We start from the raw sequence: 21,337 nt of genomic DNA, 5'->3' as shown, positions 1-21,337 counted from the left end.
TGTTCCCAAACTGATTGGTTCAGATCAATGAAGATCCCAGACTCTGCGGCGCTGAAGGCGAGTTCGGCTCCGCGGAAGAAGAAGCCACTGTACAAGTCGCTCTTCTTCCAAATTCTGATCGCCGTCGTCGCAGGTGTACTCATCGGCCATTTCTGGCCGAACATCGGGTCCGCCCTTCGGCCACTGGGCGATGGTTTCATTCAACTCATCAAGATGATCATCGCTCCGCTGATCTTCCTCGTGATCGTCACGGGTATCTCGGCAGTGGGCGACGTCAAGGCGGTCGGAAGGGTCGGGGTCAAGGCACTCCTGTACTTCACCGGCGCCACGCTTTTTGCCCTGGTCTTCGGCCTGATCGTGGGAAACCTCGTCCAGCCCGGAGCCGGACTCCACATCGATCCCAGCACTCTCTCCCAGGATGCGCTCAACGCAAAGACCGGGACTGCGCCGCCCAAGGATGCGGCTTCCTTCCTCCTGGACATCATTCCCACGTCTGTGATCGGCGCGTTCGCCAGCAACAGCCTGCTCCAGGTCCTCTTCTTCTCGGTGTTCTTCGGCGCGGCAATCGTCGTCATCGGCCGCGAGCGGTGCCTCCCGGTCATCAGCCTCATGGAAACCGTCCTGGAACTGATCTTCAAGATCATGTCCTGGATCATGAAAGTGGCGCCCATCGGTGCCTTCGGCGCCATGGCGTTCATCATCGGCCAGTACGGACTCGATACCCTCGGGACCTATGCGCTCCTCATCGCCTCCTGTTACGGGGCGGCCATCGTCTTCATCGGCCTGCTGTTCCTCGTCGCCTGGAGCTTCGCCCGGGTGCCGCTCTGGCAGTTCCTGAAGTACACGCGTGAGGAATTCCTCCTCGCACTCGGCACGGCATCCACCGAGGCCGTCATGCCCCGGATCATGACCAAGCTGACCAACGCCGGTTGCTCCCGGGCCACCACCGGCCTGGTTGTTCCCACGGGCTACTCCTTCAACCTCGACGGCGCCGCGATCTACCTTTCGATCTCGCTGTTGTTCCTGGCCCAGGCCTTCGGCCACCACCTTGACCTCGGCCAGCAGTTGGCGGCCCTGGGTGTCCTGCTCCTGACGTCCAAGGGCATGGCCGGCGTACCCGGTTCGTCCTTCCTGGCACTCTCGGCCACAGCCGCCGCACTGGGCATCTTCCCGGTCGCCGGCGTCGCGCTGCTCCTGGGTGCCGACCGGCTCATGGACTCCATGCGCGTCGTCGTCAACCTGCTTGGCAACTGTGTGGCTACGTTTGTCGTAGCGAAATGGGAGGGCCAGTTCGACCGTTCGGTCATGGTCCGCGCCTTCAACGGTGAAATCACCAACGAGGATTCCGCCATCATGCTCGGAGCCGAAGACGTCTTCGAAGAACAGGAAATCGAGCGCCTCAGCGAAGGACGCGAGCCTTCGCCGAAGTTCCGGGGCGGCCCGTACCCCGACGCGATACCGCAGTTCGAAATGATCAAACCGGGCCAACACCGGAGCCCCTCGGTCAGTCCGGACTAGGCACCACGCACCATTCCAGTTGATCGCCCCACGGCCCCGCCGTGGGGCGATCGGTTACTTAAGAACTTGCGAAAAGCGGCAGCAGCTCCGACAAATCGGCGCGCAGGCCCGACGCGGCTACCCGGCCGGCGTCGACGGCGGCGGACCACGCCAAGCGGCCGGTGACCATCGCGAGCCAGGTGGCGGCGTCGCACTCTATGACATTCGGTGGGGTGCCACGCGTGTGCCGGGGGCCCTCCACGCACTGGGTCACACCGAACGGCGGCACCCTGACTTCCACGGAGTTACCTGGGGCTCGTGCGGTGAGTTCTTCCAGCGAGTAACGCACCGCGGTGGCCACCACTGTGCGCGACGGCGGCGTCCCCGGACCCGTTTCCGGTCCGGCAGTGCCCTGCCCGACGGCGGCCTGCCATGCGGCCAGTGCCGCGCGGCCTTCCTCGAGGCCGATCCGGCGTCGTGCAATTGCCATTGTTCGCAGTTCCAATCAGTCCAGAAGCGCCGAAACGGCGTGGCCCAGGCGGATCCTGCCCACAGAGTGGCCACCGCCGAGGACGGGCTCAACGACCTTTTCGAGGACGCTTGAAACGCCAGGAATGTCGACGGCGCCGGCAACCGCGAGAAGCGTGAGTCCAACCAGGGTGGCCGCGCGGGGATTCCCGTCCAGGATCTTCACTGCGACAGAGGCACCTGTGGGGGTTGCCAGGACCAGGACCCCTTCCGCACCGCCCTTGGCAAGCACTTCGAGTTCGTCCATGACGATGGTGTTCGCCTCGCCGCGGCCCTGCACTGCCCACGGGTAGTCCAACATGGACGTGGCGATGGTTGCCGCGCGGGCGTTGGAGCTCTGGTCCCGCGGGGCTTGGGCCAGGCGCGAGTAGGCCCGTGCCAGCCCGGTCAGGGAGAGCGCGGCCACTGGTGCCCCGCAGCCATCGATGCCGAGGTGGGCGATTTTCTCGCCGCTGTATTCCTCGATAACGGTCCGCACGCGGTGCTGCAAGGGATGGTTGGGCTCCAGGTAACTGTGCGTGTCCCAGCCGTTCTCGGTGCAGGCCCAGAGGAAAGCCGCGTGCTTGCCTGAACAATTGGAAGCCAACCTGGACTTGCCGTGCTCGGAACGGATCAACCAGTTGCGCGCGACTTCGTCCTGTGGCCATACCGACGGGCACTGCAGTTGTTCTTCACGGACGCCTGCGGCTTTGAGCATGCCTTCCACCACGTCCATGTGATCCAGCGAGCCCACGTGGCTGGCGCAGGCCAAAGCCACCTGGGCGCCTCGGAGCGGAACCCCCGACTGCATCGAAGCCAGGGCTTGGAAAGGCTTGAGCGCAGAGCGGGCATAGATGGGCGTGCTGATGTCGCCGAGTTGGGTCACCACGGATTCGTCACCGGAAAGCACCACTGCGGAACCGATATGGCGCGATTCGATGAAGCCGCTGCGTTCGATCACTGCCAGTTCGACGGCGGACTCAACGCTGAAGGTTTCATGCGAACTCAAGGGCATGATGCAAGTCTAGGGTGAAGGAACGGTCTTCCCCGGCTACTCCACGGTCACCATAACGGACTGCCATCCCGAGGCGCCGTCAGGCACGGGATCCGCCCGTTTTTCGGTCTGCAATTCGCCCGTTCCATCCGTGGCACGGACCTTGACGTAGTGGGGTCCCGGAGTGGCGTCCCACGTGAAGGACCACTGCCTCCACGTGACAACAGATGCCTCCGCGGCAAGGGTGGCTTCGGACCAAGGGCCGTTGTCTATCTGGACCTCCACGTTCTTGATGCCGCGGGTCTGGGCCCAGGCCGTGCCACCCAAGGCAACCTTGCCAGCCGGCACCTTGGCGAAGGACTTGGGAACTTCCAGCCGGGCCATGGTCTTGATGGGACCCCGCTCGGACCAGCCCCGGGTGGTCCAATAGGCCTTGCTGTCCGCAAATCGGGTCACTTCCAGGTCCACCACCCATTTGGTCGCCGAGACGAAGCCGTAAAGGCCGGGAACCACCATGCGCACGGGGTAGCCGTGTTCGAGCGGGAGGGGTTCGCCGTTCATGCCGATGGCCAGAATGGCATCCCTGCCGTCCTGGAGCGCCTCCAGCGGAGTGGAGGCGCTGAAGCCGTCGATCGAGGTGGAGAGAACCATGTCCGCTCCGGGTTTGGGCCGGGCTTGTTTGAGCGCGTCCCGGATGGGCATGCCCAACCACTTGGCGTTGCCGGCCAGGTTTCCGCCCACGGGGTTGGACACACAGGTGAGCGACACATGGGTTTCGATCAGTTGGGCGTCGAGCAGGTCTTGAAAGCTCAGCCGCACCTCTTGTTCCACCAGCCCGTGGATCCGAAGCTCCCATTCCTGGGCGTTGATCTCCGGCACGCTCAAGGCGGTGTCGATCCTGTAGAAGTCCTTGGACGGGGTGAGCCAGGGGATGACTCCGGGCGTCGGGGACTGGACGCCGTCGGGGACGGGAGCAGCAGCCCTTGCGGGAGCAGGGAGCTTCAAAGAATCCCGCGCCTTGGCCACATTGCTGCGAGCGGCACTCAGGAACCTGCCGCCGCCGGCTGCGATGGCTGCTGCGGCTACCGTGATACCGGTGGCGGCGAAGAAGGTCCGACGCGTCGTGGCTGGGCGCTCGATTCCTTTGGCCGCGGTGTCGGCAGGGGCGTCGGGGAAGGATTTCAGCCGCCAGAGCCGGGCCACCAAGAGGCGGAGGACAATGAGTCCAGCCACGGTGCCAATTAGGCTCGGTATGGAATCCGCGGGCTTCACGCTGGCCCTGGTCACCACGGCAGCCACAATCACCGCACCCATGCCGAGCACGCCCAACACACCCAAGGCCCAATTGCGGAAGGCCACGACGCCCAGCACGCAAGCCAGCGCGAAGATGGTCAGGCCCATTCCCACAAACAGCGCGGCTTTGTCATTGGTGCCGAACGTGGTGACGGCAAAGTCCTTCATCCACGGCGGCGTGAAGTCGATGAAGGTTGACCCCAGCGCGATGACAGGAGTAGCCCGGGCCGTAAAGAAGGCGCCGATCAGTTCCGCAACGGAAAGTACGACGGCGGCGGCGGCCACCCCGGCCAGTGCAGCCAATGCGGTGGGTCCCCTGAGCCAGTTCCTGAGCTTCTTCATGCAGGTTGTTCGTAGCCGGAGGCCCCCGAGATGGGTTGGACATGCTCCCTCTTGGTGCCCGCGGTCCGGGTGCGCATGTCCAATGGTGGAGACAGCTTAGGAGTCCTGCCCCCGCACAAAGTACCCTTGAAGACTGTGAAGGTACTCGTCATTGGCCCCGGCGGCCGCGAACACGCAATTGTCCGCTCCTTGCTCAAGGATCCCAACGTTTCCGAGGTCCACGCGGCTCCGGGAAACGCCGGCATCGCCAAGCTGGTCCCCACGTACGCGATCGACGGGAACAACCCCGGCGCCGTCGCAGCGCTTGCGACAAAGCTTGCGGTTGACCTGGTTGTGGTCGGCCCCGAAGCCCCACTCGCGGCGGGCGTATCCGACGCCGTCCGCGAAACCGGCATTCCGGTCTTCGGCCCCAGCAAGGCCGCGGCGCAGCTCGAAGCCTCCAAAGCGTTCGCCAAGGAAGTCATGGCCGAGGCCGGCGTGCCCACCGCCATGGCCCGCGTGGCAACAAACGCCGCAGAGGCTGCTGACGCATTGGACGCTTTCGGCGCTCCGCATGTGGTCAAGGATGACGGACTGGCCGCCGGCAAGGGCGTCGTGGTCACCAATGACCGCGAGGAAGCTCTCGCCCACGCGCAGGCTTGTTTCGACGCTGGTGGAACCGTGGTGATCGAGGAGTTCCTGGACGGACCCGAAGTCTCCCTGTTCGTGCTGTGCGACGGCCGCACCACCGTGCCGCTGTCCCCGGCACAGGACTTCAAGCGGATTTTCGATAATGACGAAGGTCCCAACACCGGCGGCATGGGCGCCTACACCCCCCTCGACTGGGCACCTGTTGGCTTGGTCCAGGAAGTCATCGACCGCGTTGCGCAGCCCACCGTGGACGAGATGGCCAGCCGCGGTACTCCGTTCGTCGGCGTCCTTTACTGCGGCCTGGCACTGACTTCCCGCGGGACGCGCGTCATCGAATTCAACGTCCGCTTCGGCGATCCTGAAACGCAAGCGGTCCTGGCCCGGCTCAAGACCCCGCTCGGCGCCCTCCTGTTGGCAGCTGCCAAGGGCGAACTGGACCAGGCCGAAGAGCTGCGCTGGTCGAAGGAGTCGGCCGTCGCCGTCGTCGTCGCCGCCGAAAACTACCCGGACACCCCCCGCACGGGAGACCGCATCCGCGGCTTGAACAAGGTGGACGCGCTGGAAGGCGTCCACGTCATCCACGCCGGTACCAAACTGGACGAAGAAGGCCGGATTGTCTCCGCCGGGGGCCGGGTACTGGCTGTTGTCGCGCTGGGAACGGACCTCGTGGAGGCCCGCGAGCGGGCTTACGACGGCGTGGAGCTGGTCCAGCTCGACGGCGGACAGTTCCGTACCGATATCGCCGGCAAGGCAGCCCGCGGCGAGATCCACGTGGTCTCCCCGGCCACCGGCTCCATCCCGAATGTGAAGGCCTGAACCATGCCCGAAAGCAACGCAAACGGCCTGCAGACCGAAACCCTCGACCTGCCGGGATGGAAGCACTTCTATTCGGGCAAAGTCCGCGACCTCTACGTTCCTGCGGATGATTTCAGCGGGGCCGAGTCGGGCCAGGACCGCGTCCTGGTGGTGGCCAGCGACCGCATCAGCGCCTACGACCACGTCTTGAGCAGCGAGATCCCGGACAAAGGCCGGGTCCTCACGCAGCTGAGTTTGTGGTGGTTCGAGCAGCTTGGCGTGGAGCACCACGTCCTTGCGTCCACAGCCGCCGAGGGTGTGCCCGCGGAAGTTGAGGGCCGCGCGATGATCTGCAAGCGGCTGGAGATGTTCCCCGTGGAATGCATCGCCCGCGGGTATCTCACGGGTTCCGGCCTGGCCGAGTACCGCCAATCGGGCACCGTCTGCGACATCCCCTTGCCCGAGGGCCTGGTTGATGGCTCGCGCCTGGGGCATGCGATCTTCACGCCTTCCGCCAAAGCTGAAGTCGGCGAACACGACGAGAACATCACATACGACGACGTCGTCGCGATGGTGGGCGACGATATCGCCGCACGCCTGAGCGAACTCACGTTGAAGATCTACACCCGTGCGGAAGAGATCGCCCGGGGCCGCGGCATCCTCCTGGCCGACACGAAGGTTGAGTTCGGCATCGACGTCAATACGGGTGTCATCACCCTGGGCGATGAGGTCCTGACTCCGGATTCCTCGCGTTTCTGGGACGCTGAAACGTACGCGCCGGGCAAGGCGCAGCCATCGTTCGACAAGCAGTTTGTGCGTGACTGGCTGACTTCCGCGGAATCCGGCTGGGACCGCTCGAGTGACGCCCCGCCGCCCGCGCTGCCGGCCGACGTCGTCGAGAAGACTCGTGCCCGCTACGTGGAGGCCTACGAGAAGCTGACCGGCCGGACTTTCGTCTGATCCCCACCGCCACCCTCGCCTCGCAAGTCCCCACCGGCTCCCAGCCTTCGCAAGCTCAGGCCGGGGCCCTCGCCGGTGTGGCCCCACGGCCAGGGAACCCTGGCGGCGTGGGCCCCCGCAGTTGTTGTCATTTTGGAGCCTCATAACGGCAACAACTGCGAGGTAGTTGGGTGCCAGACATCGGATCATTCGCCGTTAGGATGTAGCCATGGCTGTCACAGATGAAGCGATCGGCAAGATCAAGGACATGCTGATCCGCGGCGAACTCAAGGCCGGGGACCGCCTTCCGCCGGAGAAGGAACTAAGCGAGCGGCTCGGCCTCTCGCGAAGCTCCCTGCGCGAGGCCGTCAAAGCGCTCGAACTCATCCGTGTCCTCGACGTGCGGCGTGGGGACGGCACCTACGTCACCAGCCTCGACGCCAAGTTGCTCAATGAAGCAGTGGCATTCGTCGTCGATCTCCACCAGGACCGTTCCATCCTGGAACTCTTTGAGGTCCGACGAATCCTGGAGCCCGCCACCGCATTCATCGCCACAGGCAAGATCACTCCCACGGCACTCACGGCGTTGCGCGCCACGATGGACGGGATCGACGAGAACACCGACGTCGAAGAACTCGTGGCCCACGACCTCGAATTCCACGGCATCATCACCCAGGCCGCCGGAAACGACTACCTCGCCGGCCTACTCGAAGCCCTCTCCAGCAGCACCGTCCGGGCGCGCATCTGGCGCGGCTTGACCCAGGAAAAAGCCGTGGCGCACACCCTTGCGGAGCACAAGGCCATCGCGGACGCCTTGGAACGTGGCGACGCCGAGCTGGTCCGGGCACTTGTGACCGTCCACATCAGCGGCGTCGAGAGCTGGTTGCGCCAGGCGCTTTAGTTCGCGATGCTTCGCTTTTGAAGCCCATACGTCCGCACGGCGGTTCCCTCAAGAAACTCCGCCCGCTCACCCGAAGTGAGCTCCTCGGCGAGTTCCAGAAGAACTCCGAGGGTTCGTCCGTACGGCGCACCCAAGGTACTGACGGGCCAATCGCCGCCGACCATGAGCCGTCCAGGACCGAAAGCTTCGAGCGCTTCATCCCACAGCGGACGCAAGGCCTCCGCCGTGTACGGGACGCCCGGCAAGTGCAGGCCGGACACCTTGGCCACCGTGTTTGGCAGCTCAGCCAAGGCGCGGAAATCCGCTCGCCACACGTCCATCGCCGCAGGATCGGCCATCGGCGGCTTCCCGAGATGATCCAGCACCATGGTCAGCTCCGGCAGCTCCCGGGCGAGGTGGACCGCACTACCGAGGTGCCTCGGAAAGGCGTCCGGGACGTCGAACGCCAATCCGTGGCCGGCGAGCATGCGCAAGGAATCGCGGACCGCGGTCAATTCGAGGAAATCGTCCCGCGGATCATCGTGGACCAAGTGCCGCACGCCCCGGAACGCGGGGTTCCGGAGGAACCGTTCCAGTTCCTGCTCCGCTTCGGCCGGCTTATCGAGGGGAATCCAGCCCACGACGCCGAGTACCCAAGCGTTGCGGTCGGCGGCGGCGAGCATGGACTCAGTATCCAAAACGGTGTCGTCAGCCTGAACGAGCACCGCTCCATCGACGCCAGCGCCATCCAGGGTTTTCCGTGCCTCAGACTCGCCGTAGCTACGGAAGAGTCCGCCGTGCTGCGGCCCAAGCCACGCGTACGGACGCGGACCGCCGCCGGCTGGATCCGGCCCGAGGTCCCACAGGTGCAGGTGCGAATCAATCACCCCGCACACCCGCCAAAGCCGCCCACAGTTCTTCCGGCACATCCTCATTCATCCGGGCCGCGTTGGCTGACACTTGCTCCGGACTGCTGGCCCCCACCGTCACGTTCACAACGGCCGGGTGTCGCAGGCTGAACTGGAGTGCCGCCGTCGGGAGCTCCACCCCGAACCCGCGGCACACGCCGGCGAGCGCCCGTGCGCGCTCCACCAGTGCGCGCGGGGCACGCGCATAGTTGTAATGCGAGTCCTCGGGTACGTCCGGCCTCGCCAGCAGGCCGGAATTGAAGACGCCCACGTTTACGACGCCGGTGCCGCGCGCCACACAGCGGTCCAGGAACGGAACACCGGGCTGCTCTAGCAACGTGTACCGGCCGGCGAGCATCACCAGATCCAGATCCGCCGCTTCGACGCATTCGAGCGCAGCTTCCGCCGAGTTGGTCCCGACGCCGATCGCCTTCACCACGCCGTCCGCGCGCAGCTTTTCCAAGGCCGGCAGGGCTTCGCCGATCCCCTTGGCGAGGTCGTGGACATCAGGATCGTGCAGGTAGGCGATGTCCACGTGGTCCAGGCCGAGCCGTTCGAGCGATTCCTCGATGCTCCGGCGGATCCCCGCTTCTGAGAAGTCCCATTGGCGTTTGCTCGTTGCTGCGACGTCGAAGCCTTCGTCGTCCTTCGCGCTGAATCCCACGGCGTTCGGCACCAGCAGCCGGCCCACCTTGGTTGACACAGTGAACTCACTCCGTGGCATCTCCCTCAGCACCGCACCAAGCCTGCGCTCGGAGAGCCCCAAGCCGTAGTGCGGCGCGGTGTCGAAGTAACGGACCCCCGAGTCCCAGGCCGCCTTGACGGTGGCGGCGGCCTGGGCGTCCGGCATGGCACGGTACAGGTTGCCGATACCGGCGGCGCCGAAGCCGAGCTTGCCCAGCGCGCCATCCCACGACGTGCCGCTCATACCAGCTCCCATACCAAGGGGATGCCGGAGTCATTGCCGGAATAGTCGTCCTGGACTTCTAGCATCTCCGCCATGCGGGCCTGCCACGGGACGTTGGCCGGATGGTCCGCGAGCGCCCGGCGCATGGCTTGATAGTCCTCCACCTCAACAAGGTGGAAGAGCTCCTGGCCGCTGCGCCAGATCCTCCAATTGCCCACTCCGGCCTCTTTCAAGGCCGCGACGAGTTCGGCGGGGATCCCCGCATGGGCTTCCGCATAGTCCTGCTCGGCACCCGGCTTGAGCCGGGTGTGCAGGGCAATGGTTTCCGGCACGCTACACCCCGGGCTTCAGGAAGAGTTCGACGACGGGCACCGCCACGTCCGGTCGCTGGACGGGCAGCTTCAGTGTCAGGGTACCCGCTGGTTGTCCGCCAGGAGTGGTGTTGATTGCCGCCCGGTCCGGTGCGATCTCCAGCATCGCGACTTCGGAGGCGTCGTTGAGCAGTTGGGCGTATTCCACTTTGCCGGCGAGTTCGGGGAGATGGACGTATTCGAACGGCCACGCAAACAAGTGGACGTAAAGCCGGTCACCGCGGCGTGTGTACCGGGCGTCGGCAGGCGCGGTCCACGCAGCGGGTCCAGCTCCGTAGATGGCCCGGGAATGCAGCTTCATCCAGTCGCCGATGCCGCGGAGGGACTCCACGGCCCGGGGATCGAAATTGCCGCGGGCCGTGGGGCCAACGTTGAGGAGCAGGTTGCCGTCCTTGGACACCCCATCCACAAGCATGCGCACCAGCAAGTCCACGGACTTGTAGTCCAAGTTGTCCCGGTCATAGCCCCAGCTGCCGTTGAGGGTTTGGCATGCTTCCCACGGCACTTCGACGCCGTCCACCACCATGGGCCCGGAAGGCTGGTACTGCTCCGGCGTGGCGAAGTCGCCAGGAATGTCCAGGCGGTCGTTGACGATGATGCCGGGTTGAAGTTCCCGGACCATCTTCAAGAGTTCCACGGACCCCCACGCGTCGCGGCCCTTTCCGCCCCAGATGTGCTTGTGGTCCTCGCTCGTGTAGGAAAAGTCGAAGAAGAGGTAGTCGATCTGGCCGTAGTTGCTCAGCAGCTCGCGCACCTGGCCATGGAGGTATTCGCGGTAGCGGGCCATGTCGCGGCCCTCGTTGAGCTTTTCGGCCTCGGGGTTGTCGCGTTCGGGGTGGAACCCGTCGATGGTGAAATCCGGGTGGTGCCAGTCAATGAGGGAGTGGTAGAAACCGACCTTCAGGCCGAATTCCCGCAACGCTTCGACGTACTGGGCCACGAGGTCCTGCCCGGACGGAGTCTTGGTGGATTTGTAGTCGGTGAGCGCGGAATCCCAGAGGCAGAAGCCTTCGTGGTGCTTGGTGGTCAGCACTACGTATTTCATGCCGGCGTCTTTCGCCGCGCGGGCCCATTCCCGCGGATCGTAGAGATCCGGGTTGAAGTGCTGGAAGTACTTCTCATATTCCTCGGCAGGAATACGTTCGCGGTTCATGACCCACTCGTGCCGGGCCGGCAGGGCGTACAAGCCCCAGTGGACGAACATACCGAACCGGGACTCCGTGAACCAAGGTGCTTGCGCGATCATTGGTGGTTACTCCTTCAAGGTTGTTGCGGGTCTTTGGGTTGCTGAGTGTTGTGCGGCCTTGGAGGTAACGCGTCAGCGTCCGCCGAAGCCGCTCGTGACGATGCCTTTGACGAGGTGTTTCTGCAGGAGGATCAGCAGCAGAAGGGTGGGAGCCATTGAGATCACGGAGGCGGCCATGACCAGGTGCCACTGATTGCCCTGTTGGCCGAAGAACATCTGGAGCCCCAACGGGATGGTGCCGAGGTTGTTGACGTCGTTGATCACTACCAATGGCCAGAGGAACGAGTTCCAGTAGCTGATGAAGCTGAAGACCGCCAGGACGGCCATGGTGGGCCTAGCCAGTGGAAGCATGACCAACAGGAAGGTCCTCAGGGTTCCCGCGCCGTCCACCCTGGCCGCGTCGTCGAGTTCATGGGGTACGCCAAGGAAGAACTGCCGGAGCAGGAAGGCACCGAATGCCGTGAACGCCCAGGGCACAATGAGCGCCTGGAAGGTGTTCACCCAGCCCACCTTCTGCATCATGACGAACATCGGGACAATCAGGACTTCTTGGGGGATCATCAGCGTTGCGAGGAACACCATGAAAACCAGGTTCCGTCCCCGCCAGCGCTGCCGGGAGAAGGCGTAGCCGGAGAAAGCGGAAACCACCAGGGTGAGTGCCGTTCCAGCGGCCGAAACCAAGAGTCCGTTGCCCATGAAGCGCAGGAACGGCATGTAGTTCAGGGCCTCCTGGTAGTTCTGCCACCGGAATTCCGAGCCGAACAACTTCGGCGGGACGCTGAAGATCTCAGCAGGGGGTTTGAACGATGTCGCAAACATGTAGATGAGCGGCGACAGGAAGAGCAGCGCGATAAGGCAAAGGATCACGTATCCGATGGCGGGCCGGATCCTCGTGGTCCATCGTCTTCGGGGCGCTCCGGAGCCACGGGGACGGGCGGTGAGGGGGCGTATCCGGCTGGTTGTCTCAAGCATCGTAGTGGACCCACTTCTTTTGTCCGAGGAACTGGACTGCCGTCACGCCGAGGATGATGACGAACAGGATCCAAGCAGCCGCGGATGCCAGGCCGAGCTGGTGGAACTGGAAACCCTGGTTGTAGATATAGAGGACGATCGTCGAGGTGGCCGAACCCGGCCCTCCCTTGGTGAGGATGAACGGCTGGGCGAAGACCTGGAACGAGGTAATGAGGGTCATCATCGTGCCAAAGAAGATGGACGGCGAAATGAGCTTGAGCTTGATGCGCCAGAAGATGGTCCAAGCGTTGGCGCCATCGATTGCGGCCGCTTCGGTGAGGTTCTCAGGAACTGCGTCCAAGGCGGCGGAGAACACCAGCATGTTGTAGCCGAACCCCTGCCACACGCTCATGACGACAATGGCCATCATTGCCCAGTGTTCGTCTCCGAGGAAGTTCGGCGCTGAAATTCCCGTGGCGCTTTGCAGGGTGCCGTCAATGAATCCACCGGGTTGGTACAGCATCCTCCAGACGACGACGTTGGCCACCACCGGGGTGATCGAAGGAATGAAGAAGATGACCCGGAAGATGTGGCGCCCCTTGATGCGCGGAGTCAACCACGCGGCAAGGCCGAGGGAAACAACCAGATTCAGGGGCACATAGAGGACCACGAACAACACGGTGTTCCCGACAACCTGCCCGAAGATCGGATCGCTGAACAGCTTCTCGTAGTTGCCCAGGCCGAGGAAACTCGGGGTTCCCAGGAGCGGCCAGCGGAAGAAGCTGATGACGAGGGAGACAACGATCGGCAGCAGCGTGAAGATCGCGAGACCGAGGCCATGCGGCAGGGCAAAGGCCGGTCCCCACATTGTCCTCCGGCCGAGCTGTGCATCCGTCTCGGCCTTCGCCTTCCCACTGACGGTGGCAGCCGTTGCTTCAGGAAGCGGCGCCTTTGCGGGCTTGAGTAGTGTCATTTCTCATTCCTTTGCGAAGAGTGCGTGCCTGCCCGGCTGTTAGTCGGGCACTGCCAGGCAGGCATCACACTGATCATCGGGGCAGCTGGGCCGTAATGTCTTTCATGACATCCGCTGCGCTCTGCTGTCCATTGATGGATTTGACGAGGTACTGGTTGAAAAGCTGGCCCAGTTGGTCGCTGTTGGTGTTGCTTGGCATCGGCACTGCCGTGGCCTCGGCGCTTTTAAGGGTCTCCGCGACTCCGGGAATGCCCGCGTTGTCAATCCACTTTGTCTGCTGGGCGGTGCGTGCGGCCAGTGCGCGCCCGGCTGCCGCCAGATTCCCCAGGACCTTGTCGCCGGTCATTTCCTTGAGAGCGGCAAAGGCCTTGTCCGGAGTAGCGCATTGCTTGGAGATGCCCCAGCCGGAGCCGGCGCTGAACGTCTTCCCGCCGCCAGGGCCGGCGGGAAGGGTGGTGACGCCGACTTTGAACTTGGCTTTGGCCTTGACGTCCAGCAGGGACCACGGACCGTCGATACTCATCGCGGTATTGCCGGCCATGAATTCATTGGCGCTGAATGCCGTGTCGCCGCCGGGCAGTTCGGGGGAGACCTTCTCCTTGCTTGTCAGGTCGGAAACCCACTGGAGTCCCTTGGCGAAGGTCGGATCGCTCGCGTCCATGGTGCCGTCTTCCTTCAAGACGCGTCCGCCGTTGTAGGCGAGGACTTGCGATTCAACGAAGAGATCGGCCGTGTTCGGTGCGATCGCATGTTTGCCGTTGGCCGTCAGCTTCTTCGCGGCTGCCACGAACTCGTCGGCCGTCCAGCCCGCCTTCGGGACCGGCACGCCCGCGGCGTCGAACATGTCCTTGTTGTAGAACATCATCACCGGGCCCACGTCATACGGCAGGGCGTACAGATTGTTGTCGGCGCTGAGCCCCTTGATCATGGAGGAGTCGAAGGCGCTCAAATCCAGGTTGTTCTTTTTCACCAGGTCATCGAGCGGCAGCATGCCATCCTTGAGCTGCGCTGTCCGCAGGCTCTGGACCGCCACCAGGCACGGGGCTGTGTTCGAGCTGAGCTGGGTGCTCATCTTGGTGAAGTAGTCCTGGAAGGTAGAACCCTGCAGGGTGATCTTCACATCGCCCAAGGTGTTGCTGACGTCATCGGCAACTTTCTCCCAGTTCTTCTGGTCTTCCGTGCCGCCGACCCACATGGCCCACGTCATGGCGGTCTTGCCGTCTGCGGTACTGCCGGACGAGCTGCCCCCGCAGCCTGTGAGTCCAATGAGGCCCAGTGCCAAGGCACCTGCCACCAACGCTTCTTTGCGCATATCTTTCACCACGTGCTTTCAGTAGGGAACTGTGCTTTCGAGGAATTTCGATAAAGGTTATTGCTGGGGAGTCAAAGGAGGGGATCCCGCGGCCCACACAGGGCCATCGGGAAAGCTGTAGCCGGCCAACGTGCCGCCGACCATTTCACTGCCGGCACCGGGTGCCGACGGCGGCCAGTACGAGCCGTCGTGGACATCCACCGGAGTGACAAAGTGCTCGTGCAGATGGTCGACGAACTCAATCATCCGACCATCCTTGTCGGCGGATACCGCCACGAAATCGAACATCGACAAGTGTTGGACGGCCTCGCAGAGGCCGACTCCTCCTGCATGTGGGCAGACGCGGACGCCGAACTTCGCCGCGAGCAGGAGGATGGCGATGTTCTCGTTCACTCCCGCCACCCTCGCCGCATCCAGTTGCAAGACCTGCAGGGATCCGGCCTGCAGCATCTGCTTGAACATCACGCGATTTTGGACATGCTCACCCGTGGCCACGGGGATCGGCGCCACGCCCCGGGCAATCGCGGCATGGCCGAGAACATCATCCGGACTGGTGGGTTCCTCAATCCAGGCAATGTCATAGGGAGCCAAATGCGCCATCCAGTCAATCGCTTCCTGGACGTCCCAGCGTTGGTTCGCATCCACGGCGATCTTGATATCAGGCCCCACAGCGTCGCGGGCCGTGCGGACGCGCCGGATGTCGTCTTCCAGCGAGGCTCCCACCTTGAGCTTGATCTGCCCGAAACCGTCTGCAACGGCTTCCTTGGCCAGCCGCACAAGTTTGTCGTCGCTGTAACCCAACCAGCCCGGCGTCGTGGTGTATGCGGGGTATCCCTCCGCGAGAAGTGCTGCCCTGCGGGCGGCGCGCCCCGGCTCCGCCGTCCGCACTATCCCCAGCGCGTCCTCCGGCGTGAGTGCATCGCTGAGGTACCGGAAGTCCACGAGCGCCACAATCTCCTCCGGACTCATCCGGGAAAGCAGCTCCCAGAGAGGCAGTCCGGCCCGCTTGGCTTTGAGGTCCCACAGGGCGTTGACGACGGCGCCGATCGCCATGTGCATCACGCCCTTTTCGGGGCCAAGCCAACGGAGTTGGGAATCGTGGACCAGGAGCTTCCAGGTGCCGCCCATGTCGCCGAGCAGTTCCTCGACGTTGCGGCCCAGGATGTGGTGGCGGAGTGCTTGGATCGCCACTGCCTCCACCTCGTTGCCGCGCCCGATGGTGAAGACGAAACCGTGGCCCTCATGACCGTCACCCGCGTCGGTGCGGATCACCAGGTATGCCGCCGAATAGTCCGGATCCGGATTCATGGCATCCGATCCGTCCAGTTCCAGGGAGGTGGGAAAACGGATATCGAAGGTGTCCACCGCGGTGATGACGCTCATTGTGCTCCTTGCTTGGCAGCAGGTAGTTTGCTGGGAAGAGCGTAAACATCCGATGTCTGCATTGTCAATGGGTCACATTTCCGTATTATGGAGAGCAACAGCAGACTAGAGCTCGGATGTTAGAGCCAGAGCACGGAGGAATACATGAACATGAAATTCGCCCGGCTGGGCACTGCCGGAAATGAAAAGCCGGTTGTCATCGCCCAAAACGCCAACGGCACCGAAAAGTACTTCAGCCTTGACCCGCTGACGAAGGACATCAACGGAGAGTTCCTCGCCACGGACGGCATCGCACGCACCCGCGAAGCCCTTGATGCCGGTAATCTTCCCGAGATTTCTGCCGAAGGACTCCGGATCGGTTCGCCCATCGCCCGGCCCGGCAACGTCGTCTGCATCGGCCTCAATTACACGGCCCACGCGGCCGAATCCGGAGCAACGCCCCCGGAATCACCCGTTGTGTTCCTGAAGCCAAGCAACACGGTCAGTGGCCCGTTCGACCCCGCGCCCATCCCGCCGTCGTCGGAAAAGTACGACTGGGAGGTGGAACTCGGAATCGTGATCGGTCGCGAAGCGTCATACCTTTCCAGCACGGACGAGGCCGCGGACTGCATCGCGGGCTACGTCGTCGCGAATGATCTCTCAGAACGCGACTACCAGCTGCCCGGCGCCGCGGGCCAGTGGACCAAGGGCAAGTCCCTTCCTCAGTCCACTCCCCTGGGCCCGTGGCTGGTTCCCGCGGATGGGCTCGACGCCGGACACCTCGCGTTGCGCACCTGGGTCAATGGCGAGATCCGTCAATCGTCGGACACCTCTGACATGATTTTCGATGCCCTGACCGTGGTCCACCATCTCAGCCAGTACATGGTGCTGGAGCCCGGCGACGTGATCCTCACGGGCACCCCGGAAGGCGTGGCGCTCTCCGGCCGCTTCCCGTACATCCAGCCCGGCGACGTGGTGGAGCTCGAAGTCGAAGGACTCGGCCGCCAGCGCCAGGAGTTCTACAGAGCCCACGCAGCTTCGCTTGCTTCAGTAGGCACTGACAAGGCAACGCGGTGAGCACGGAGTTCGAGGGACTCGTAGCGCTGGTCACCGGCGGGGCGTCAGGCATCGGCGCGGCGATCGCGGACCGGCTCGCCGACGGCGGGGCGCAGGTCGCCGTGCTCGACCTCAACCCCTCCGGGACCCCGCATTTCGGCGTCGAATGCAACGTGGCCGACGACGCCTCGGTGCGCTCCGCCGTCGACGCCGTCGTCCGGAAGTTCGGCCGGCTCGACGTGGTGGTCAACAACGCAGGGATCGGCGCCCAAGGGGACATCTCTGCAAACGACGACGCCGAATGGCACCGCGTACTCGACATCAACGTGGTGGGCATCGCCCGCGTCAGCCGTGCGGCTCTGCCGTACCTGCGCGAATCGCCCGCGGCCGCGATCGTGAACACGTGCTCCATCGCCGCGACGGCAGGGCTGCCGCAGCGGGCCTTGTATTCGGCGTCGAAGGGCGCAGTCTTGTCCCTCACGCTGGCCATGGCGGCCGACCACGTCCGCGAAGGGATCCGCGTCAACTGCGTCAACCCCGGCACGGTGGACACGCCATGGGTAGGCAGGCTGCTCGAATCCTCCGCCGATCCCGCCGCCGAACGCGCTGCCCTCAACGCCCGACAGCCACACGGCCGTCTCGTGGAGGCCGCCGAGGTGGCCGGCGCCGTCGCCTACCTCGCAAGCCCGCTGTCCGGCTCGACGTCGGGCACGTCCCTGGCGATCGACGGCGGCATGCAGGGGCTGCGGTTGCGCCCGGTGGGATAGCTGCGTAACGCAACGCCCGCGCAACCCCTCTCCACCACCGGTTCGCCTATGCTCAACACCAGGCAATCGATGGCGATCCACCAAGGAGCAGGCATGAGCAATTGGCGCATCAGGGACTTCCATTCCTCGGACATGGACGGGATACTGCACCTTTGGGAGTCGCTCAAAGCCGACAACGTGGACCCTGTCTATGCGCTCTCCGAGGTCCTTGCTTCATGCGAGAAGGACCACACGGTGGTGGCGGTGCAGGGCGAGCAGGTGGTTGGTGCCGCCGTCGGACGTGCGGCCCATGACCAGGGCTGGATCGTTTTCCTGGCCACGCTGCCCGAATTCCGTGGACGCGGGATCGGCACTTCGCTGCTGGCCGCCGTCGAGAACCGGATGACTCCGCACGGGCTCAACAAGCTCTCGGCGCTCATGCCCGAGTCCGAAACCCGAGTCGAGGCGTTCCTGGGCCGCGGCTTCCTGCTCAAGCAAAACCTGCACTATTTTGAGCGGACCATCCCGGTGCAGCGCCAGGAACTCGAGCCGTTGAGCCAGCTCGGCGGCCGCATCCTGGCCCGGGACCTGTGGGAAAACGTCGCCGGCATGCGCCGCGAAAAGGAGCTGCTGGAACGCCGTCTGGTCCTACCCCTGGCCGAGGCTGACCTCGCCGACCAATTCGGCGTGGTGCCGCCGCGCGCCGTCGTGCTCTTCGGCCCTCCCGGGACCGGCAAGACGACCTTTGCGAAAGCGATCGCGTCCCGGCTCGAATGGCCGTTCGTGGAGGTCTTCCCCTCCCGCCTGGCCTCCGACCCCAAGGGCCTGGCCGGGGCGTTGCGCGAGACGTTCCTGGAAATCGCCGAACTGGAGCACGCCGTCGTGTTCATCGACGAAGTGGAAGAAATCGCGTCCCAGCGCTCGGGCGAGCCGCCGTCCCCGCTGCAGGGCGTCACCAACGAGCTCCTCAAGATCATCCCGGCCTTCCGGGAACAACCCGGCCGCCTCCTGGTGTGCGCCACCAACTTCATCCGGGCCCTGGACACCGCGTTCCTGCGCCACGGCCGCTTCGACTACGTCATCCCCATCGGCCTGCCCGACGTCCATGCCCGCGAGGCCATGTGGCAGCGATTCATCCCGGCCAGCGTGGTGGACTCGGTGGACGTGGCCTTGCTGGTGTCGCGGACGGAGGGCTTCTCCCCTGCGGACATAGAGTACGCGGCACGCAGCGCATCCCAGCGTGCCCTGGAAAAAGCCGTCTACACAGCCGACGCTCCCGGTGACGGCGCCTCCTCCGGGGGCGCCGCACCGGCGTCGAACGCCCGCAAGGGACCAGTCACGCAGGACTATCTCGACGCGATCGCCGACACCCGCACCACCGTCAGCGACGAAGTCCACCAAGACTTCCTCGAGGACATCGACTCTCTCGCCCGGGTTTAGAGCAACGCGGGGTCACTTACGGCCCATGTTGGCGCCCCGGATGGGCCGTAAGTGACCCCGCGTTGGAGAAGGAGGAACCGTGAACCTGTTTCTGACCATCCTGAGCGGGGTCGCTTGGACTACGGTTTACATTTGCGCGATCCGGATCGGGTTTCGCGATAAGACGTACGCGATCCCGGCGGCGGCGCTGGGTTTGAACTTCGCGTGGGAAGTCATCTACTCGGTGCATTCGCTCAGCACGAGGCTCTCCGTGCAGGGCGTCATCAACATTGCCTGGGCGTTGGCCGACGTCGCGATTGTGTACACGTTCTTCGCGTTCGGCAGGCGGGAACTTCCCGGATTTGTCACACGGCCGCTGTTCATCGGGTGGGCGGCTCTCTTGGGCTTGGCGTCGTTCGCGGTGCAGTGGCTGTTCATCACCGAGTTCGATTGGGATCCGGCCTCCCGGTACGCGGCATTCCTGCAGAATCTCCTGATGTCCGGCCTGTTTATTGCGATGTTCGCTGCCCGACGCAGCCTGCGGGGCCAGTCCCTGGTGATCGCTGTGGCGAAGTGGATCGGAACCCTCGCCCCAACGATCACCTTCGGGGTGCTCGAGAATTCACTGTTCATCCTGGGCATTGGCGTCCTGTGCAGCATTTTCGACCTGACGTACATCGGGCTGCTGTTGTGGGCCAAGAGGAACCCCGGCGCCCTCTCCCGGGTTCAGGACTCCGGGGGCCTCCCGGCGGTACCCTGAACCATGTCCATGAATCCATTGCGCCATGCATTGTCGCGCATGGGCGGGCGCGATCCCCAGGAGCTAAATCGCACCGCCACACCCCTGGAACTCTTCTTTGACCTCACTTTTGTCATCGCCTTCGAGGTGGCCGGCAGCCAGTTCGCTCATGAGCTGGCCGAAGCCCGTTTCGGCTCCGGGTTGATGGGCTTCACCTTCGCGATGTTCGCCGTCATGTGGGCCTGGATCAATTTCTCGTGGTTTGCCAGCGCCTACGACACTGACGACTGGGTCTTCCGGGTTGTCACCATGGTGCAGATGGTGGGTGTGCTCATCCTTGCCATGGGCATCGAGCCGATGTTCCAATCGCTCGACGAAGGCCACCGCGTGGACAACTCGACCATGGTGCTGGGTTACATCATCATGCGCTTGGCGTTGGTTTTTCAGTGGCTACGCGCGGCGAAGCAGGATCCGGAGCGCAGAAGCGCTTGCCTCACCTACGCGAAGTTCCTGGTGGTGGCACAGATCGGCTGGGTGGTGGTGCTGATTGTCCACGCCGACATCCTGACGAATTTCCTCATGGCTGCCCCGCTCTTCCTGCTGGAAATGGCGACGCCGACCATCGCCGAGCGCAAAGCCAAGACACCGTGGCACGCGCACCACATCGCGGAACGCTACGGACTCCTGGCGATCATCGCCTTGGGCGAGTGCCTGATCGGAGCCATCGAATCCCTTCGGGCAATCGTGGCCCTTCATGGCTGGTCTGTTGACGCAGCCCTCGTGGGTCTCGGCGGGACCGGGCTGGCCTTTGGAATGTGGTGGATCTACTTCATCCTCCCGGCTGGCCACGCCCTGCATCACCAACGGCACCGGGCATTCGCCTTCGGATACGGCCACATGTTCATCTTTGGGTCAATCGCCGCTACTGGTGGCGGACTTCATGTGGCCGCGCTCTTCATTGATCATGCTGCCCTCATCAGCGCCACCGTTGTAGTGGCCACCATCGCCGTCCCGGTGGCCCTGTTCAAGGTAGCCCTGAGTTCGCTCTACGGCTACCTGCTGGGTTTCGACCGCGCGCTCCTCGGGGTCACGGCCCTCGTGGTCGTGTTGCTTTGCGGCAGTGTGGGCCTGGCCGCCCTGGACGTCTCTGTTCCTGTCTGCATGATGGTCATTGTGGCGGCTCTGGCCCTCTCGATCGTGATCGACGAAAGGCGCGGGGCGGCGCGCCGGGAAGCTGCGCTGGAAAGGCTGGGGGCACACCCGGCCACCTAGGCGAAATCGTGGGTCCTGGCCCCAAACCGCCGTACCGGAACGCAGCGAACGGCCTGCACCCACGATGCCGCGGCGCGGCACATCGGCACGAACGTACCGATTCCCAGCGATCGACCCTTGATTCGCTTCCCATGGAGGCGGAAAATGGTGAAACCGGCACGAACGTACCGGAGCGCGGACAACGCGCATGCCCACAAA

Annotated in this window: 20 protein-coding genes; 9 read left to right on the top strand and 11 right to left on the bottom strand. The window is 64.1% G+C overall.

Annotated features, from left to right (window positions below; all coding sequences use genetic code 11):
- The first annotated feature begins 27 nt into the window (after positions 1-27).
- The gene (locus AC3WJU_RS03900) at positions 28-1,518 is read left to right on the top strand and encodes a cation:dicarboxylate symporter family transporter (RefSeq protein ID WP_492259167.1); all 1,491 of its coding nucleotides are present in this window, start codon (positions 28-30) and stop codon (positions 1,516-1,518) included.
- A 58-nt stretch (positions 1,519-1,576) separates the two neighbouring features.
- Here AC3WJU_RS03900 and AC3WJU_RS03895 read toward each other — a convergent pair whose 3' ends face one another.
- Genes AC3WJU_RS03895 through AC3WJU_RS03885 form a run of 3 tightly spaced genes read right to left on the bottom strand, consistent with a single transcriptional unit; the run spans position 1,577 to position 4,633 of the window.
- Positions 1,577-1,987 carry a sterol carrier family protein gene (locus AC3WJU_RS03895; RefSeq protein WP_441433135.1) on the bottom strand — a complete coding sequence of 137 codons (411 nt, stop codon included), beginning with the start codon at positions 1,985-1,987 and terminating at the stop codon, positions 1,577-1,579.
- A 15-nt stretch (positions 1,988-2,002) separates the two neighbouring features.
- On the bottom strand, positions 2,003-3,019 hold the full coding sequence (locus tag AC3WJU_RS03890; protein ID WP_492259166.1) for an asparaginase: 1,017 nt from the start codon (positions 3,017-3,019) through the stop codon (positions 2,003-2,005).
- Between the two features lie 36 nt (positions 3,020-3,055).
- Positions 3,056-4,633: a molybdopterin-dependent oxidoreductase gene (locus tag AC3WJU_RS03885; RefSeq protein WP_492259165.1), complete on the bottom strand. Its 1,578-nt coding sequence runs from the start codon at positions 4,631-4,633 to the stop codon at positions 3,056-3,058.
- Between the two features lie 135 nt (positions 4,634-4,768).
- Between AC3WJU_RS03885 and purD the strand changes: the two genes are divergently transcribed.
- The 3 genes from purD (at position 4,769) to AC3WJU_RS03870 (ending at position 7,898) form a co-directional block, all read left to right on the top strand.
- Positions 4,769-6,079, top strand: coding sequence for a phosphoribosylamine--glycine ligase (gene purD, locus AC3WJU_RS03880; protein WP_492259175.1), 1,311 nt, complete (start codon positions 4,769-4,771; stop codon positions 6,077-6,079).
- 3 nt (positions 6,080-6,082) lie between these two features.
- Positions 6,083-7,018 (top strand): phosphoribosylaminoimidazolesuccinocarboxamide synthase, encoded by a 936-nt coding sequence (locus AC3WJU_RS03875; protein ID WP_492259164.1) that lies wholly within the window; start codon positions 6,083-6,085, stop codon positions 7,016-7,018.
- A gap of 208 nt (positions 7,019-7,226) precedes the next feature.
- Positions 7,227-7,898 (top strand): FadR/GntR family transcriptional regulator, encoded by a 672-nt coding sequence (locus AC3WJU_RS03870; RefSeq protein WP_284991975.1) that lies wholly within the window; start codon positions 7,227-7,229, stop codon positions 7,896-7,898.
- Here AC3WJU_RS03870 and AC3WJU_RS03865 read toward each other — a convergent pair.
- The 8 genes from AC3WJU_RS03865 to AC3WJU_RS03830 form a co-directional block, all read right to left on the bottom strand.
- On the bottom strand, positions 7,895-8,764 hold the full coding sequence (locus AC3WJU_RS03865; RefSeq protein ID WP_492259163.1) for an amidohydrolase family protein: 870 nt from the start codon (positions 8,762-8,764) through the stop codon (positions 7,895-7,897). The two genes, AC3WJU_RS03870 and AC3WJU_RS03865, sit on opposite strands and share 4 nt — an antisense overlap.
- On the bottom strand, positions 8,757-9,713 hold the full coding sequence (locus AC3WJU_RS03860) for an aldo/keto reductase (protein ID WP_492259162.1): 957 nt from the start codon (positions 9,711-9,713) through the stop codon (positions 8,757-8,759). The genes AC3WJU_RS03865 and AC3WJU_RS03860 overlap by 8 nt, the downstream gene beginning before the upstream one ends.
- Positions 9,710-10,024: an L-rhamnose mutarotase gene (locus tag AC3WJU_RS03855; RefSeq protein WP_441433597.1), complete on the bottom strand. Its 315-nt coding sequence runs from the start codon at positions 10,022-10,024 to the stop codon at positions 9,710-9,712. The genes AC3WJU_RS03860 and AC3WJU_RS03855 overlap by 4 nt, the downstream gene beginning before the upstream one ends.
- Before the next feature lies 1 nt (position 10,025).
- Complete coding sequence (locus AC3WJU_RS03850; RefSeq protein WP_492259161.1) at positions 10,026-11,309, bottom strand: alpha-L-fucosidase; 1,284 nt, start codon at positions 11,307-11,309, stop codon at positions 10,026-10,028.
- Positions 11,310-11,381: 72 nt separating this feature from the next.
- Positions 11,382-12,281: a carbohydrate ABC transporter permease gene (locus AC3WJU_RS03845; RefSeq protein WP_492259160.1), complete on the bottom strand. Its 900-nt coding sequence runs from the start codon at positions 12,279-12,281 to the stop codon at positions 11,382-11,384.
- Positions 12,274-13,233, bottom strand: a complete 960-nt coding sequence (locus AC3WJU_RS03840) for a carbohydrate ABC transporter permease (RefSeq protein ID WP_492259159.1) — start codon at positions 13,231-13,233, stop codon at positions 12,274-12,276. Before AC3WJU_RS03840 ends, AC3WJU_RS03845 begins: the two co-directional genes overlap by 8 nt.
- 73 nt (positions 13,234-13,306) lie before the next feature.
- A complete protein-coding gene (locus tag AC3WJU_RS03835) occupies positions 13,307-14,545 on the bottom strand; it encodes an ABC transporter substrate-binding protein (RefSeq protein ID WP_492259158.1) in 1,239 nt (412 codons plus the stop codon).
- Positions 14,546-14,602: 57 nt separating this feature from the next.
- Complete coding sequence (locus AC3WJU_RS03830; RefSeq protein ID WP_492259157.1) at positions 14,603-15,928, bottom strand: L-fuconate dehydratase; 1,326 nt, start codon at positions 15,926-15,928, stop codon at positions 14,603-14,605.
- A 144-nt stretch (positions 15,929-16,072) separates the two neighbouring features.
- On the opposite strand from AC3WJU_RS03830, the gene AC3WJU_RS03825 reads away from it, so the two are divergent.
- The 5 genes from AC3WJU_RS03825 to AC3WJU_RS03805 all read left to right on the top strand — a co-directional run bounded on the left by AC3WJU_RS03825 (position 16,073) and on the right by AC3WJU_RS03805 (position 21,139).
- A complete protein-coding gene (locus tag AC3WJU_RS03825) occupies positions 16,073-16,984 on the top strand; it encodes a fumarylacetoacetate hydrolase family protein (protein ID WP_284991966.1) in 912 nt (303 codons plus the stop codon).
- Entirely contained in the window at positions 16,981-17,730 is a 750-nt protein-coding gene (locus AC3WJU_RS03820) for an SDR family NAD(P)-dependent oxidoreductase (protein WP_284991965.1), read from the top strand. The genes AC3WJU_RS03825 and AC3WJU_RS03820 overlap by 4 nt, the downstream gene beginning before the upstream one ends.
- A gap of 93 nt (positions 17,731-17,823) precedes the next feature.
- Positions 17,824-19,149 (top strand): ATP-binding protein, encoded by a 1,326-nt coding sequence (locus AC3WJU_RS03815; RefSeq protein ID WP_492259156.1) that lies wholly within the window; start codon positions 17,824-17,826, stop codon positions 19,147-19,149.
- A gap of 79 nt (positions 19,150-19,228) precedes the next feature.
- Complete coding sequence (locus tag AC3WJU_RS03810) at positions 19,229-19,888, top strand: transmembrane-type terpene cyclase (protein WP_492259155.1); 660 nt, start codon at positions 19,229-19,231, stop codon at positions 19,886-19,888.
- Positions 19,889-19,891: 3 nt separating this feature from the next.
- Entirely contained in the window at positions 19,892-21,139 is a 1,248-nt protein-coding gene (locus AC3WJU_RS03805) for a low temperature requirement protein A (protein ID WP_492259154.1), read from the top strand.
- Positions 21,140-21,337: the final 198 nt, after the last annotated feature.

The sequence above is a fragment of the Arthrobacter sp. FW306-1B-F12A genome, assembly GCF_058781865.1.
Note: the sequence above shows the minus strand (reverse complement) of the source record. Positions and strands in the feature narration are given on the sequence as shown.

Bases quoted from the DNA above. Each gene is read 5' to 3' on its own strand.
- AC3WJU_RS03885 (WP_492259165.1), bottom strand. From the start codon at position 4,633: ATGAAGAAGCTCAGGAACTGGCTCAGGGGACCCACCGCATTGGCTGCA.
- AC3WJU_RS03890 (WP_492259166.1), bottom strand. From the start codon at position 3,019: ATGCCCTTGAGTTCGCATGAAACCTTCAGCGTTGAGTCCGCCGTCGAA.
- AC3WJU_RS03845 (WP_492259160.1), bottom strand. From the start codon at position 12,281: ATGCTTGAGACAACCAGCCGGATACGCCCCCTCACCGCCCGTCCCCGT.
- AC3WJU_RS03825 (WP_284991966.1), top strand. From the start codon at position 16,073: ATGAACATGAAATTCGCCCGGCTGGGCACTGCCGGAAATGAAAAGCCG.
- AC3WJU_RS03895 (WP_441433135.1), bottom strand. From the start codon at position 1,987: ATGGCAATTGCACGACGCCGGATCGGCCTCGAGGAAGGCCGCGCGGCA.
- AC3WJU_RS03830 (WP_492259157.1), bottom strand. From the start codon at position 15,928: ATGAGCGTCATCACCGCGGTGGACACCTTCGATATCCGTTTTCCCACC.
- AC3WJU_RS03805 (WP_492259154.1), top strand. From the start codon at position 19,892: ATGTCCATGAATCCATTGCGCCATGCATTGTCGCGCATGGGCGGGCGC.
- AC3WJU_RS03835 (WP_492259158.1), bottom strand. From the start codon at position 14,545: ATGCGCAAAGAAGCGTTGGTGGCAGGTGCCTTGGCACTGGGCCTCATT.
- AC3WJU_RS03870 (WP_284991975.1), top strand. From the start codon at position 7,227: ATGGCTGTCACAGATGAAGCGATCGGCAAGATCAAGGACATGCTGATC.
- AC3WJU_RS03900 (WP_492259167.1), top strand. From the start codon at position 28: ATGAAGATCCCAGACTCTGCGGCGCTGAAGGCGAGTTCGGCTCCGCGG.
- AC3WJU_RS03840 (WP_492259159.1), bottom strand. From the start codon at position 13,233: ATGACACTACTCAAGCCCGCAAAGGCGCCGCTTCCTGAAGCAACGGCT.
- AC3WJU_RS03815 (WP_492259156.1), top strand. From the start codon at position 17,824: ATGAGCAATTGGCGCATCAGGGACTTCCATTCCTCGGACATGGACGGG.
- AC3WJU_RS03875 (WP_492259164.1), top strand. From the start codon at position 6,083: ATGCCCGAAAGCAACGCAAACGGCCTGCAGACCGAAACCCTCGACCTG.
- AC3WJU_RS03850 (WP_492259161.1), bottom strand. From the start codon at position 11,309: ATGATCGCGCAAGCACCTTGGTTCACGGAGTCCCGGTTCGGTATGTTC.
- AC3WJU_RS03860 (WP_492259162.1), bottom strand. From the start codon at position 9,713: ATGAGCGGCACGTCGTGGGATGGCGCGCTGGGCAAGCTCGGCTTCGGC.